Here is a 15,183-nt window from a genome sequence, read left to right as displayed (position 1 = left end):
CCGTTGGCTTGTTCCTAGAAGTAGTCAACGGTCGATTTTTTGAGTTTAGGGATTAGGAACTCACCTATGCTGGATTTACAAGGATATGAAGCCTCCATTTTTAAAGGGGCTTTGGTAACCATCGAAGTAGCAGTTCTGTCACTACTGCTTGCGGTGATATTGGGAATGCTTGGCGCGCTTGCTAAGCTCGCACCCTACAAATGGGCAAGAGCAATTGCCACACTTTACACCACCATTATTCGCGGCATTCCAGACTTAGTTCTGATGATGTTGATTTTCTTTGGTGGGCAAATACTTTTAAACAATAGCCTCTATTCCATCAACGAAACGCTCAATGAATGGTTTGCATCTAGCGACCCAAATCATGAGTGGACTTCTTACTTACCTGACTACATTGATGTGAGCCCGTTTATTGCCGGTGTGCTGACAATTGGTTTTATCTTTGGAGCTTACATGGCGGAAACTTTCCGTGGTGCGATCATGGCCGTCGATAAAGGTGAGTTGGAAGCAGCAAAAGCTTATGGCATGAGCCCAGTGTTGTCGTTCAGAAGAATCCTTCTTCCTCAGATGATTCGCCATGCACTACCGGGATTTGGTAACAACTGGCTGGTATTGTTAAAAACCACCGCGCTTGTCTCCATCATCGGGCTTGAAGATATGGTGAGAATGAGCTCTCTGGCGGCTGGTACAACAAAAATGCCGTTCACGTTCTACATGGCTGTTGCATTGATTTTCCTTTTCTTCACCAGTATTTCGACGGGGTTGTTAAAACTCGTTGAACGCAAATTCAGTATTCATGCGAGGTAAGTAATGGATTTTTCGTTGATTTTTGAAAGCTTCCCTGTTTACCTTCAAGGGCTTTGGACGACCGTTTGGCTGGTGGGCATTTCATTGGTGATTGGCCTGTGCGTCTCCGTTCCACTCGCCATTGCAAGAAACAGTACCAACTACGCTTTGAGCCTTCCTTCTTGGGGATTCATTTACTTTTTCCGAGGAACGCCACTGCTTGTTCAGTTGTATCTGATTTACTATGGCATGGATCAGTTTTTCCCAGTGAAAGATACCTTATGGGAACACGCGTGGTTTTGTGCTCTGGTTGCGTTTGTACTAAACACATCAGCGTATACGGCAGAGATCATTCGTGGTGCGATTAACGGTTTGCCGAAAGGCGAAGTGGAAGCCGCAAAAGCGTATGGCATGAGTAAATTTATGACTTACAAACGCATCATCTTGCCAAGTGCGTTACGCCGAGCACTACCTGCTTATTCTAATGAAGTGATCTTCATGCTTCACGGCAGTGCGGTTGCAGGGATCGTAACCATAGTGGACTTAACTGGTGCAGCGCGCTTAGTTAACTCTCGTTATTACGCACCATTTGAGTCGTTCTTGACGGCTGGACTTTTCTATATGTCGCTTACGTTTATCATTCTTTGGTGCTTTAAACGCGCGGAAAAACGTTTCTTAGCGTACCTGCGTCCTCTGAGCTAAATCATGTATTTAAGTAATGGTACCTACGGGTACCATTCTATTTTTGATACCTTCATTCATACTTTTCTGATTTATCAACAAGACTATTTCGTTCCCTCGTTCGCTTACATTACACTTCCGCAAAACCCTTGTTTAATAAGTGAAATATGAAAAAAACAATTATATCGTTGGGTCTTGCCGTTGTTGCCACCGGATGCGGTGGTGGAGAGAACAAGTCACAATCAAACAGTCAAGTCACACCAACTCCAGTTCCTGTTCAACAAGCGCTAGAAACGGGCAATGCCCTGTTGGTTTCTGACCCAAATGACTTTATTCGTGAAAGCCGTCAAGTTGTTGAGGCGCACAAGAAACAGTCGAATGCGATCAAATCTGCGATAGCAAAAAATCTTTCGGGTCTTTACTGGGATCCGACGCATGATGCCGCGATTTTTGCTCCTACCTATGGATTCAACGACACCATATTGATGACCAATAAAGCGATGTTGAGTGGCTACAAAGACCAAGCGTTGTCGATTGGGATTGCTGGTGAGCAAACTAATGGCCAGCGTTATGCTGTTTTAGGCAGTAACCCATTTCGAACCGCACAACGTTTTCCTGATTCTTCTAATGCGGCAATGACTCAATGGTTAAAAAACCTCGTTACTTGGTTGTCAGGTGGAGCTACTTCAAACGTCGTCATCGCGCAAATGGATCAGTCTTATTACTTTCCTGATGAGCAAGCGACGCGCAGTTGGTTAAACAACAATATTTCACCAGACCTGACATTTAATGAAGCTAACCTGTGCGACGGTTCAAAATTACTTAGCTGCTTGAAAGCCGATAAGCCAAACCTGTTGATTCTGTCACAACATTTGCTGTCGGGAGATACCAACCAACAGGTAATAGATGCGCTGGCTTATGCCGAGCAAGCTAAAATTCCGGTTCTATATCTGCATTGGGACGGTGGGCTGACCGATCTTGGTCGAGACATTTTGGCAAAATTCCATGTTGACTACGTGGGGGACAACTATTGGCGTAAGTTAGGTTTGGTCGATTGGGCACCTTCATCACTGATGAACGTTGTGCCAGATTCTGTCATCACGCAACAAGCGTTGTTATCCCGTTTCGAAACTCAAAACTTCAATGTTGATTTGTCCCAATGTGATGATAAATCATGCCCAGAAGTAGCGAACATGGACAGTCAGTTTTACGACGCTGCCAACAGCATTCGCCAATGGCTGAAATCGTTTGATGAGCAAAAAATCTCGTTGTTTGAACAAGATGGTTATCAATACGAAAAGCTGATGGTGTTATTGGCGGATCATTATCGTCAAACGGCCTCTTTTCCAATGGATAAGCAGTCTACGGGGACGACTGAATTTTTGAAATCGTACTTCGCGGACTACGTTCAATACAACAGTCGTCGCATCAACCCAAAACAACCAAATATGGGAAACTTCAGCCGCAGTGAATTTGGGGCCGATGTAAAGAGAATTGATACTACGGTGAATATGGAGTCTAAACGCAACTTCCGTTCGGCAGGAGTGTATGCGCTGCCAGGTGAGACTTTCACGGTAACGCGTAAAGACAACAATGATGTGACCACAAAAATTGTCATCAATAGCTTAAGAAGTGGAGCGACTCATGAGTTCAGTAAAGACGGTTATACTCGACCTAAACTGCTGACTTCATTTGCTTACGAAGTCAAAGCGGGTGAAACCATCACGCTGACTTCTCCTTATGGCGGCCCAGTACAGGTTCACTTTGACAAAAATGATATTCCGGTTGAACTGAGATTTAACCATGTGGCACAGCATCCTGTATGGAGAAGTGAGAACGACAACGACACCTTTATTCAGCAGCTAGAAGCCAATTTGTTTGATTGGGCCGAGCTGATCACCCCTGGGTTTGAAGTGCACTCAAAGCGTGACAAGATGTTAGAGTCGGTCAACGATGAAATGTGGTCTACCCCTGCAGAAATGGCGCTTGCAACGGAAGAATATGTTCATAACTACCCGCATGTTCTGGCTGGTTTCCAAGGGCCGGGTATAGACGAAGTACCTGAAATTATTCAATACGCTCAAAACCAAGGCTGGGAAATTGCCAATATTGATATGGTTAAGCACATGAATGCTGACCAAGCCACTTGTGGTTATGGCTGCTCTGGTAACCCGTACGATGCTTATTGGGCCTTCAGTCCTTTAGGTCACGGTGATTTGCATGAACTAGGTCATGGTTTAGAGAAAGGACGATTCCGATTCGCGGGTTGGGAGGGGCATTCGACGACCAACTACTACTCCTACTACAGCAAGTCTCGTTTCTTCCAAAATACGGGTAAGGAATCAACCTGCCAAAGCTTGGATTTCAAAGGTCAGTTTGAACTGTTGCAAACCAGTCGAACACAAAGCGATCCAAATGCTTATATGGCGGAGCAAAACCAAACGGGTTGGAGCTGGGGTGCTCGCGTTTACATTCAAATGATGATGGCAACTCAGCACGAAGGTGTGCTTAAAAATGGTTGGCATTTACTGGCGCGACTGCATCTTATTGAGCGTGAGTTTAATCGTTTGAAAGCAGATGAGGCACTGTGGAATGCGAAACAATCAAGCATTGGCTTCTCGATGTATACCAAAGATGAAGCGAACAGCATCTCAAACAATGACTGGTTGCTCATTGCCCTAAGTTACGTGGCTCAGCGAGATATGACTAACTATCTCGACATGTGGGGATTCTCGTTCTCAGAAAAAGCGAAGCAACAAGTTGTTGCGTTGAATCTGACGCCGATGCCTCTCACTTACTTTGCAAGTAGCAATACCGGCTACTGTCTGAACGAATTCGCTCAAACGCCAGTAAGTATTGATGGTCAAACGGTTTGGCCGCTGAACTAGCTGAGTAGAAAATAACGTGCATGAAAAAGGGAGACTGAGTCTCCCTTTTTACTAGATTTATCTTAGCGTTGAGTCACGGTTATTGCTTTGTAAAGTATTACTTGAATGTCGACCAGATTGGCGCATGGTCTGAAGGCTTCTCAATACCGCGTAATTCATAATCGATACCCGACTCAATACATTTTTGCGCGAGAGAAGGAGTGGCCAAAATCACATCAATTCGTAGACCTCGGTTGTCATCAAAGCCACGAGAGCGGTAGTCAAACCACGAGAAGCGATCGTTCACTTCTGGGTAAAGCTTACGGAAAGTATCTTCAAAGCCCCAATTTAACAACGTTTGTAGCCATTCACGTTCTTCTGGTTGGAAAGAGCATTTACCCGTTTTCAACCAACGCTTACGGTTTGGTTCTCCGATACCTATATCTGAATCGATAGGGCTGATGTTGATATCACCCATAACAATCAACTGTTCATCGTTGCTGTGATGATCGTTTAGATACGTCATTAGATCTTTGTAGAACTGGCGCTTGTATGGGAATTTCGTTTCGTGGTTAATGTTGTCCCCTTGAGGGAAGTAGCCATTAAGCACCGTTACTTTTTCACCATTTTCGTTTTCAAACGTCGCCATGATCATGCGCTTTTGGTGTTCTTCGTTATCCGTTGGAAAACCTTTTTGTACGCGGATGGGCTCTTGCTTACAAAGCATCGCTACGCCGTAATGCGCCTTCTGGCCATGAAAATACACTTTGTAACCCATGGCTTCGACATCTTCAATCGGGAACGCTTCATCATGCACTTTAATCTCTTGAAGACCAATAACGTCAGGCTGGTGTTTATCGATTAGCGCTTGGAGTTGGTGCAGTCGAGCACGTAGTCCATTGATGTTAAAGCTGATTACTTTCATTATTTATCCTTTTGAGGGCGTATTTTTCTAGAATGGTATCATTCTGAAAGCGTAGTGAAAATGAATCTCAACAAAAGAAAAAAGCGCGTTTTACTGCGCTTTCAATTTGTTTTCTAAATCTGTTTGTACGATCTTCAATGCTTTAATCGCAACTTCTGGATCAATCTCGTTGGTTTCAAGCAAGTAGATCAAATCAACGGCCAGCTTGATCTCTTCTGGTGCGTCATCAAGAGGAGAGGTTGGTTGGTCTGCCATTATTGGTGCTTTTCCCTATGTGTAATTTGATTTTCTAGTTTAAGAAGCGCTGCCTCGCAACGAGCTAAACGTTGCTCTGTCGCCAGCAATACTTTCTGAGCTTCAGCTCGCATAAAACTAGGTGCAGTTTCCACTGCGCGTTCCTTTTCTAACACCATTTCTCGCAAGCGTCTTGCCCATTCTTGATGCTGCGCGAGCTCTTGATAAAGCACGTTAATTGGTTTGCGAAAGTGGCTGCTATGCTTGATTTCATTCTTACGAATTTTAGTGGTAGAAATCTCTCGCTGAATTGCGCCAATTTGCGCTACGAGTCGTTCGGTGAGGTACTCCGCTCGCAAAGCGGTGAGCTTATTTTCGTTTTGCTCTCGGATAATCGCGTCCAGTGTCGATTTCGCTTCTTTTACGCAAGGGGTAAGTAAGCGAGAGCGGCAGCTAAATAAACGTTCATCAAACAACGGAACGTGATGCTCTCCTCGTTGGCGATCCAATGTCGCGGCTTGATTCGCCATGTGTTCTAAACTTTGCGAAAGTTGTTCGATGTTCATGATAAACCTACAAACCAAGCGTCATAAGCCAGCTTAATCGCCAATACGCTCACGACCGTGACAAAAACGGGACGAATGAACTTAGAGCCGAATCGAATTGCAGAGTGCGCACCAACAAATGCCCCGGCCATTAAACACACACCCATTGTTAAGCCTAGCACCCAGTTAATGTGACCTAAAATGGCGAAAGTAATAAGTGAGGTAAAATTACTGGTGAAGTTCATCGCTTTGGCTAAACCAGAGGCGAGCAATATATTGAGACGGTACAGCGCCATAGAACTTACAGTCCAAAACGCGCCAGTTCCTGGACCGGCCAATCCATCGTAAAAACCAATCGACAAACCTTGCAGGTACTGTTTTTTATGCAGCTTTGGGCAAGGCTCTGGTATTGGGCTTTGATGAGGTGAATGTGGCGTTTTATGGAATACGGTATACAGCGCAGCGGCTAATATAATAAGAGGCAAGACTTTTTCTAGCCAATCCGTACTGATTGCATCGACAAAGAGCGTGCCCAATGTTGCGCCGACAAGCGTTGCTGCAAATGCGCGCCCCCAACACTGAGGTTTGAACAAGCGTTTTTTGTAGTAAGTGAATGCGGCAGTCGACGATGCAAAGGTGGCAGCCAACTTGTTCGTCCCTAAAGCAATATGAGGAGGAAGCCCCAAAGACAGCAAAGCAGGGACGGTTAGCATCCCTCCACCACCTGCGACTGCGTCAATAAATCCAGCAACAAAAGCGACTAGCGCCAACACCAACAGCATTGTCGGCTCTATCATTTCCATAAATTCTTATTCTTCTAATATTCTATTTTTCGTTTAAATGGCGGCAGTGAGTCGATAAGTGCTTGCCCGTAGCGTTTGGTTACGAGGCGTCGATCCAGAATGGTCACTCTACCAGAATCTCGTTCTTTACGCAGTAGGCGGCCCACGCTCTGGATCAGCTTTTTGCTCGCATCAGGTACAGTGATTTGCATAAACGGGTTGCCGCCTTTCTTTTCTATGTATTCTGAATGCGCTTGTTCTACTGGAGAGGTAGGAACACCAAATGGAATTTTGGTGATCACTAAGTTTTCCAGTAACTCTCCTGGCAAATCGAGTCCTTCCGAAAAGCTTCCTGTACCAAAGAGAACGCTGGTTTTGTTTGTTTCTACAAGCTTTTTATGTTTTTTTAGAATTTCTTGACGAGAACTTTCGCCTTGTACTTGCAAAGCCCAGCCTCGTTTTATGAACTCTGAAGACAGCGCTTCTGCGACTTGGTTCATCTGCCAGTAAGAGGAGAATAATACCAAGTTGGCCTTTTTGTCTTCTAAGTACTTAGGCAAGATCTCAATAAGATATTCAGTAAATTGAGGTGCCGATGGTTCGTACTTCATTGCCGGTATGAGTAACTCAGCTTGGTTTTGATAATCAAAAGGCGAAGCGAGTGCCAAAAACTGAGTCCCAGATTCTGGCTTTCCATCAATGCCTACTTGATGGCAAAAATAGTGGAAAGAGTTCAACGCTCGCATTGTTGCTGAAACTAATACGGCACCAATACAACGACTCCAAATCTGTTGGTCTAGCTGCCATCCGATCTCAAGAGGGGATACGCTCACAATAAAATCGCCTTCACGATCGGGGTGAGTTTCTAGCCATCTCGCTAAAGGCGCTCCTTTTTCTCGTGTTGGCTCTGCCATTAAATGCCAAACTTGACCGAGGTTCTCTAGTCGTTGAATATAGAAACCTAGTTCAGCGAGCGCAGGCTCGGCCAATCTTGCCGCGAGTTCGCCATCTTTGACTCTTTCTGCAATAAGATCGGCGATTTTCGCGACGCTTTGGTTTGCTTTCTTGCTGAACTGTTTTAGCTCTTTAGATTGGTTTTCTAGCCAAGTAGGCAGCTCGCCATGTTCAAAGCGGTAGATGCCTTCTTCAAACTGAGCTGGATCGAACTGCTTAGTCAACTGAGTGAGCGCAGGTATTAAGTTTTGCACGGAGTCTTGCAAGTCATTGCGGAATCGAGCGACACGTTTCTCATCAGCCAGTGATGAAAATTTACTGATTGACTGATTCAGCTTCTCTAGCCACGCTGCTGCGCCTTTTAAACTTGCGGATGCTGAAGCGTGATCACGGGCGACGTGAGGCAGGTGGTGAGCTTCGTCAAAGACATAAATCGTATTTTCTGGCTCTGGTAAGATTACGCCACCACCTAAGTCAGCATCAGCCATAACGAGAGAGTGATTCGCGATGATCACGTCATTTTTATCTAACTCAGAGCGAGCCTTTTGAAACGGGCACCCTCTGTGACCTGGCAAACTGTTATTACAGCTGTGTTTGTCGCTGACAATCAATTGCCAGATGCGGTCGTCTATAGGTTTAGGCCAAGCATCGCGGTCACCATCCCATTTCCCTTGAGCGAGTGAGCGATACATGGTTTCCAGTAATTCAATGTCTTTTTTCTTTGGCTTGGTCTCAAACATCGCTAGTTGACCGCCATCCACACCACTGGCTGTTGCGAGCTTTTCTGCGCAGCAGTAGCGCTGCCTACCTTTGGCAAGAATGAAAGAGAATTCTCTGTCTGTAATACGACGGAATAGAGGAAGGTCTTTATTCACTAGCTGTTCTTGAAGCGCGACGGTTGCCGTTGAGATAACGACTTTGCGGTTGTTATGCACGGCAACTGGTATAGCGGCCATCAAATAAGAAAGTGACTTACCGATCCCTGTGCCTGCTTCTGCTACCAGTATTCGATTGGACTTATGATATTGACCACAAAGCGTCTTTGCGATTTCAGCGACAAGATAGTTTTGAGCTCGTCTTGGTACAAAGTTATCGAGTTGAGCTTGTAGGTTTTGATAGCTATTGCGAATCGATTTTTGAATGTTACTGGTCAGCATACGGGCCTCAAATGCGTTGGAGCCGAATAGTAGCACACATCACTAGTTGTACAGTAGTTCACAAAACGGAATGCTTTTGTAAGGAATCTAGATCTTCTTCACAAAAAAATATTGAACTCCATATCAATGCAAATAATTTCATTATATGAAAAATATAAAGCTTCAAAAATGCAGATTTACCAGGTTTTAATTCTGTATTTTGTGTTCTAAAGTATGTTTTTTAGGTTGAAATTTTGGTTATTAATAGGATGATAAATTGAGGAAAATCAAGCCGATAGTTTAGATGTTCATCGAATAAATTAAATAAAGAGAATCAAGTTGTTGTTTTTATTGGTTATTTTTATTTTTTGATATTTATATTTAGAAAATTTGACAGGCAGAATAATCTTTTGCAATCTAGTGCCCAGATTTTGTAGGTCATGCATTGTTACGAATCGATAACAAGTGGCCTCAAAAATATAAAAAAGGGAATTCGGAAAGGATATCCCAAACTAAGAAAAGGCAGTGGATTAATTATGAAAAAGACTCTAGTAGCACTAGCTGTAGTTGCGTCTGCAACTTCAGTTAACGCAGCGGAAGTATTCAAATCTGAAGAAGGTTCTGTAGATTTCTACGGTCAACTACGTCCAACTCTTCTATTCCTAGACAGCACAGACCACACTGCAGAGCTAAACACTAGCTCTTCACGTATGGGTGTAAACGGTGTTTACGTTGTAAACGATAGCCTTAAAGTTCTAGGTGAAGTTGAAATCGGTGTTGCACTTGGTGACAACTACGGTGCAGGCGCAGATTCAAGCGAGCGTACAGATGACACTGTATTCGTTCGTCGTCACATCTTCGGTTTCGACATGGGCGATATGGGTACACTTCGTTTCGGTAAAGAAGGTACTTTCGCGGATGACGTTTACGGTGCTGATTACTCTTACTTCTTTGGTGGCTCTGCTCTTCTTTACGGACACGAGTGGAACAACGACTCTCAAATCAAATACTCTTTCGAAAACGATGCATTCTGGCTAAAAGCTGGTTACGCGCTAGGTGAGAAAGACAAGAACGAAGAAGTTCGTGAAGTATTCGTAGGTAAGTCTTTCGGTGAACTATCTGTTCACGCTGGTGTACTTTCTTCTGTAAATAAGATTGCAGTTAAGAATGTTGCGCACAACACTGAAAACCTATCTTTTGAAGTAACTGGTGAATACGCACTTGGTGAGCACACTCTAGGCGCGACTTACTACTACAACGAAAACGAAAATAAAAACGCTAACTCAACTGTTGATTCTCACGGTATCTCTCTAGCGGGTATGTTCGCTGTAGCACCTAAGACAACTCTATACTCTGGTTACGAACTAGTAATGTCTTCTTCTGATGTTGCTGGCACTGTTGACGCAGACGACTCTCGTTTCTACGCTGGTGTTGAATACAAGTTCTCTAAATGGGCTCGCGTATTCGCTGAAGGTGCATACGTATTTGAAGAAACTAAGCTAGACAACTCTAAAGTTGACAGCAAAACTGACTTCGGTGTTGGTGCACGTTTCTACTGGTAATCAAAACCCAGTCTGATATTGTAAGACCCAGCTTTATGCTGGGTCTTTTACTATGAAGATAAGGATGAGAAATTCTATGCAGTTATCATTTAAAGTGGCGATGGCTCTGTCTATTTTTGCCAGCTCAAACCTATATGCTGCAACAACTCTGGTGGTTCCTGAAGATGTTAAACTTCTGGCTGTCAACATGGAAAAACCTAAGTTGGAAGGTGGGATCTTTTCTGATGAAAAGACAATAGAAATACCTGATGGGACGAATCAGATTGTCTTCAAATATCAACCTGAATTTGAAATTGGCGACGATATTAAAAGTGTATATAGCGATGTGATTATTGCTAAGTTTGATGTTAATAATGAAAAGCTTAAGTTCCAGCTTCCTCAATTTAATACGTATCGCCAAGCTCAAACGAGCATTTCTCCATTAGAGTGGCAACTATTGGACTCTAAAGGCCAGACAATCGATTTAGTAGAAGATACTCTCGAATCGGAGGGTGTTCAAATAGGTCGAAACTATCCACAAGAAGCCCGCAGTTATAATATTGCTGGTGGTGTCGCTAGTGTTGCAGTTACTTATGTTACTGTGAATCAGCATCAACAAGTTGTGACGGGTATTGAGCCTGCTTCAAAAACCGTAGAAAGCACTCAAGGTTCTGGGCAACAAGATACGCAAATGGTCGACTTGCTAAAAACTATGTATCTAAAAGCTTCTCCGGCCGATCAAGAAGCATTCAAGCTCTGGATCTCACAGCAATAATTCATCAACAATAATTGTTATTTGTGACGATAAAAATATAAAAAGCAGGCGATCGCCTGCTTTTATGTTTTTTGATGTTGACTACTTTAAGGAATGTGCTGTTTTAAGATGGCTAGAGCTGAATCTCTTTCCATTGGCCAGGCTGCAAGTCTCCAAGGGTAATGTCGCCCATTGAATAGCGTACTAAGCGTAAAGTTGGGAAGCCGATATGAGCGGTCATGCGTCTTACTTGGCGGTTTCTACCTTCAACGATAGTGATTGCTAGCCATGTCGTTGGAATATTTGCACGAAAACGAACTGGTGGGTTTCTCTCCCAAATCGTCGGAGCATCAATGACTTCTACTTTTGCGGGTAAGGTCATACCATCTTTTAATTCAACGCCTTTACGCAACTTCTCTAAATCTTGCTCTTGTGGCGCTCCATCCACCTGTACCCAATACGTTTTCGGCGACTTTGATTTCGGCTGAGTCAGCTTCGCTTGTAGGATACCATCATTGGTTAACACCATTAGGCCTTCACTGTCTCTATCTAGTCGACCTGCTGCGTATACGTCTTTTACTGGAATGTAGTCAGCCAATGTTTTACGGCCGTCACCATCGGTAAATTGGCTCAGCGTATCGTAAGGCTTATTGAAAATAATGACTTTTCTATTTTGCAGGTCGACTCGAGGTTTATTGGCTTTGGCTGTGCGAGTAGGGTGGCGTCTTGTGGTTTGATCCTCTACACGGTTTGGTTTACCGGAACGTTTAAAATGGCCTGTTTTAGATTGGCTGGTACGACGCCCTTTTTCATGACCTGTGCGAGATGACATGTTAACTACCCTGCAAAAATGTAAATGAACTGTGTTTGAAAGTTTTAAGTTTTCTTAAGATCGGCTATCATTTGCGCGCCTAAAACTAACAAATGCGCACAGAATAATAGACTATTTCGTGTTATTTGTTTAATTATATCAGTGCACTCATGGATTCAGAGCCAAGAGCTTCAAACTACAAGAAAGAGTGCAAACCGCATGTGGCGTTAGCGAGGAGATACACACTACTAACGTGTAGCAATGCGTCAATTACACCAACTCAGACGCTGAGTTGATCAGCCAACAAGTTGATTCAAAAATAGGGAAATTTCATGCCTACAGAAAAACCTACCATTATCTACACCATCACTGATGAAGCACCGGCGCTAGCAACTTATTCATTACTACCAATCATTCAATCGTTTACTGCATCGTCTGGCATCAACGTAGATACTCGTGATATTTCACTAGCGGGTCGAATTATCGCTAACTTCCCAGAGCACTTAAAAGAAGAGCAACGCATTGGCGACGCGTTAACTGAGCTGGGCGAACTCGCACAAACACCAGAAGCAAATATCATCAAGTTGCCAAACATTTCGGCTTCTATTCCTCAGCTAAAAGCCGCAATCAAAGAGCTTCAAGCTAAAGGTTACGACCTACCAAACTACCCAGAAGAGCCAAGTACTTACGAAGAAAAAGCGATTAAATCGGCTTACGATAAGATTAAGGGCAGTGCGGTAAACCCAGTACTTCGTGAAGGCAACTCTGACCGTCGTGCGCCACTTTCTGTTAAGAACTATGCAAAGAAAAACCCACACTCAATGGGCGCATGGTCATCAGACTCTAAATCCCATGTATCAAGCATGGCGGGTGACGATTTCTTTGGTAGCGAGAAATCAACAACCATTTCTGGCGCAACAGAAGTAAAAATCGAGTTTGTTGGCGCAGATGGCTCTGTAAAAGAGCTAAAATCTGCTTTCCCACTGTTAGACAAAGAAGTTATTGATAGCTCTGTACTGAAGAAAAAAGCATTGGTTGAGTTCTTCGAAAAAGAAATCGCAGATGCGAAAGAGCAAGACGTACTGCTTTCTCTACACATGAAAGCGACGATGATGAAGGTTTCTGACCCGGTTATCTTCGGTCACGCTGTAAAAGTGTACTACAAAGACGTTTTTGCTAAATACGGTAAGTTATTCGAAGAGCTTGGCGTTGATGTAAATAATGGTCTTGGTGATGTTTACTCGAAAATCGAGTCACTACCAGCAGCACAGAAAGAAGAGATTGAAGCGGCAATTCAGGCGGTTTACCAAACTCAGCCTGAACTTGCGATGGTTGATTCGGATCGTGGCATCACGAACCTGCATGTCCCAAGCGACATCATTGTCGATGCATCTATGCCAGCAATGTTGCGTTCTTCTGGCCAAATGTGGGGTCCTGACGGCAAGCAAAAAGATACTAAAGCGATGATCCCAGATCGCTGCTATGCAGGTATCTACCAAGCAGTTATCGATTTCTGTAAAGAGCACGGCGCATTTGACCCGACAACAATGGGCAGCGTACCAAACGTGGGTTTGATGGCTCAAAAAGCAGAAGAGTACGGTTCTCACGATAAGACGTTTATCCTAGATGCAGCAGGTACAGTACGTGTTGTTGATGCTTCTGGCGCAGTGCTGCTTGAACAGGCGGTAGAAGAGGGTGACATCTTCCGTATGTGTCAGGTAAAAGACGCGCCAATTCAAGATTGGGTGAAACTTGCAGTGACTCGCGCACGTGCGACAGGCGTTCCAGCTGTATTTTGGCTAGATGAAAACCGCGCACACGATGCAGAGCTTATTAAAAAGGTCAATGCATACCTGCCAGATCACGATACGACAGGTCTAGAAATTAAGATTCTTGCTCCAGTAGAAGCATGTAAATACTCATTAGAACGAATGAAAGCTGGTCTAGATACCATTTCTGTAACGGGTAACGTACTTCGTGACTACCTAACAGACTTGTTCCCAATTTTGGAACTGGGTACATCCGCTAAAATGCTCTCAATCGTTCCGTTGATGAACGGCGGTGGCCTGTTTGAAACCGGTGCTGGTGGTTCTGCTCCAAAACACGTTCAACAAGTTGAGAAAGAAAACCACCTTCGTTGGGATTCTCTAGGCGAGTTCTTAGCATTAGCTGCTTCTCTAGAGCATTTAAGCTCAGTAACTGGCAATGCTAAAGCGCAAGTTCTAGCCGATACACTAGACAAAGCAACGGGTGAATTCCTAGACAAAAATAAATCGCCATCACGTAAAGTAGGTGAGTTGGATAACCGTGGTAGCCACTTCTACTTAGCACTGTACTGGGCGAAAGCATTGGCAGAGCAAACTGTGGATGCAGACTTAGCCACTGAATTTGCACCTATTGCAAAATCTCTTGCTGAGCAAGAAGAGAAGATTGTTGCAGAACTTAATAGTGCTCAAGGCGTGAAAGGTGAGCTAGGTGGTTACTACTTACTAGACGATGCTTTAGTTTCTAAATTGATGCGTCCAAGCGAAACGTTTAACGCAATCATCGACAAGTAATCTGCGGATGACACGTCGTGAGCGGCGTGTTTTTCAGATAATAAGAAACCCGCTTAATTGGCGGGTTTATTTTTCTCTTCACAAAGGTTTAAGCTATGTGAGAGCAATGGTTTCTACGACAGCACTCAATTTACTTGGCTTGGGCTTCAATTGGCACAACGCTACTTGCGTGGCAACCCTTTGGACCTTTTTCAATCTCGTAAGAGACTTGTTGGCCTGCTTTCAGTGTACGATAACCGTCCATTTGGATAGTTGAGTAGTGGGCAAAGATGTCTCCTTCCTCTTCGTCTGAACAGATAAACCCAAATCCTTTGGCATTGTTAAACCACTTTACTGTACCTGTAGCCATGCTTATACATCCCTCATGCATTTTTTACTGATGTTGTTACAACAACCAAGTTATACCTTTAACTTGGTACTACTGTTAGCGACCGCTAACAAACGTCTCATTGATACAGAATCACATTCACCAAGTTGCTTAAATTCAAACTGATCCAGAATGAGGATTTATGCATCAATACTTTCCACTGTAGTCAATGAATCCATACAGTCAATAGTGTCGAGCAACAAACGGAAACATAATTGAAAACAAATCACTTTTGAGATTAA

At 43.8% G+C, this 15,183-nt stretch carries 13 protein-coding genes; 6 read left to right on the top strand and 7 right to left on the bottom strand.

The genetic code is table 11. The features are described 5' to 3' along the window. Positions 1–66 precede the first annotated feature (66 nt). The 3 genes from ACF8CV_RS15670 to ACF8CV_RS15660 all read left to right on the top strand — a co-directional run bounded on the left by ACF8CV_RS15670 (position 67) and on the right by ACF8CV_RS15660 (position 4,355). Positions 67–807: an ABC transporter permease gene (locus ACF8CV_RS15670; protein WP_005456256.1), complete on the top strand. Its 741-nt coding sequence runs from the start codon at positions 67–69 to the stop codon at positions 805–807. A 3-nt stretch (positions 808–810) separates the two neighbouring features. Next, the gene (locus ACF8CV_RS15665; RefSeq protein WP_020840323.1) at positions 811–1,488 is read left to right on the top strand and encodes an ABC transporter permease; all 678 of its coding nucleotides are present in this window, start codon (positions 811–813) and stop codon (positions 1,486–1,488) included. 146 nt (positions 1,489–1,634) lie between these two features. Then, entirely contained in the window at positions 1,635–4,355 is a 2,721-nt protein-coding gene (locus tag ACF8CV_RS15660) for an ImpA family metalloprotease (RefSeq protein WP_138938452.1), read from the top strand. Between the two features lie 97 nt (positions 4,356–4,452). On the opposite strand, the gene xthA is transcribed toward ACF8CV_RS15660, so the two are convergent. The 5 genes from xthA to dinG all read right to left on the bottom strand — a co-directional run bounded on the left by xthA (position 4,453) and on the right by dinG (position 8,931). After that, positions 4,453–5,259 (bottom strand): exodeoxyribonuclease III, encoded by an 807-nt coding sequence (xthA, locus tag ACF8CV_RS15655; RefSeq protein WP_025569878.1) that lies wholly within the window; start codon positions 5,257–5,259, stop codon positions 4,453–4,455. 90 nt (positions 5,260–5,349) lie between these two features. Next, a complete protein-coding gene (rsmS, locus tag ACF8CV_RS15650) occupies positions 5,350–5,514 on the bottom strand; it encodes a pleiotropic regulatory protein RsmS (RefSeq protein WP_005456217.1) in 165 nt (54 codons plus the stop codon). After that, positions 5,514–6,059, bottom strand: a complete 546-nt coding sequence (locus ACF8CV_RS15645) for a primosomal replication protein (RefSeq protein ID WP_005456195.1) — start codon at positions 6,057–6,059, stop codon at positions 5,514–5,516. Before ACF8CV_RS15645 ends, rsmS begins: the two co-directional genes overlap by 1 nt. Further along, positions 6,056–6,841, bottom strand: a complete 786-nt coding sequence (locus ACF8CV_RS15640; protein WP_005456200.1) for a TSUP family transporter — start codon at positions 6,839–6,841, stop codon at positions 6,056–6,058. Before ACF8CV_RS15640 ends, ACF8CV_RS15645 begins: the two co-directional genes overlap by 4 nt. 14 nt (positions 6,842–6,855) lie before the next feature. Then, a complete protein-coding gene (gene dinG, locus ACF8CV_RS15635) occupies positions 6,856–8,931 on the bottom strand; it encodes an ATP-dependent DNA helicase DinG (protein WP_138938451.1) in 2,076 nt (691 codons plus the stop codon). Between the two features lie 515 nt (positions 8,932–9,446). Here dinG and ACF8CV_RS15630 point away from each other — a divergent pair. Continuing rightward, on the top strand, positions 9,447–10,472 hold the full coding sequence (locus ACF8CV_RS15630; RefSeq protein ID WP_138938461.1) for a porin: 1,026 nt from the start codon (positions 9,447–9,449) through the stop codon (positions 10,470–10,472). Between the two features lie 76 nt (positions 10,473–10,548). Continuing rightward, positions 10,549–11,226 (top strand): DUF2057 family protein, encoded by a 678-nt coding sequence (locus tag ACF8CV_RS15625; RefSeq protein ID WP_021449332.1) that lies wholly within the window; start codon positions 10,549–10,551, stop codon positions 11,224–11,226. 112 nt (positions 11,227–11,338) lie between these two features. Here the strand turns inward: ACF8CV_RS15625 and ACF8CV_RS15620 are convergent, their stop codons facing one another. Next, a complete protein-coding gene (locus tag ACF8CV_RS15620; RefSeq protein WP_020840328.1) occupies positions 11,339–12,037 on the bottom strand; it encodes a pseudouridine synthase in 699 nt (232 codons plus the stop codon). A gap of 311 nt (positions 12,038–12,348) precedes the next feature. On the opposite strand from ACF8CV_RS15620, the gene ACF8CV_RS15615 reads away from it, so the two are divergent. Beyond that, positions 12,349–14,574, top strand: a complete 2,226-nt coding sequence (locus ACF8CV_RS15615; RefSeq protein WP_005456197.1) for an NADP-dependent isocitrate dehydrogenase — start codon at positions 12,349–12,351, stop codon at positions 14,572–14,574. A 130-nt stretch (positions 14,575–14,704) separates the two neighbouring features. On the opposite strand, the gene cspD is transcribed toward ACF8CV_RS15615, so the two are convergent. Then, positions 14,705–14,923 (bottom strand): cold shock domain-containing protein CspD, encoded by a 219-nt coding sequence (gene cspD, locus ACF8CV_RS15610; protein WP_005456215.1) that lies wholly within the window; start codon positions 14,921–14,923, stop codon positions 14,705–14,707. Positions 14,924–15,183: the final 260 nt, after the last annotated feature.

It is taken from the genome of Vibrio sp. zbq_1, assembly GCF_043102935.1.
GTDB classification, from domain to species: Bacteria; Pseudomonadota; Gammaproteobacteria; order Enterobacterales; family Vibrionaceae; genus Vibrio; species Vibrio parahaemolyticus.
This window is presented reverse-complemented; position numbering and strand designations above follow the sequence as displayed.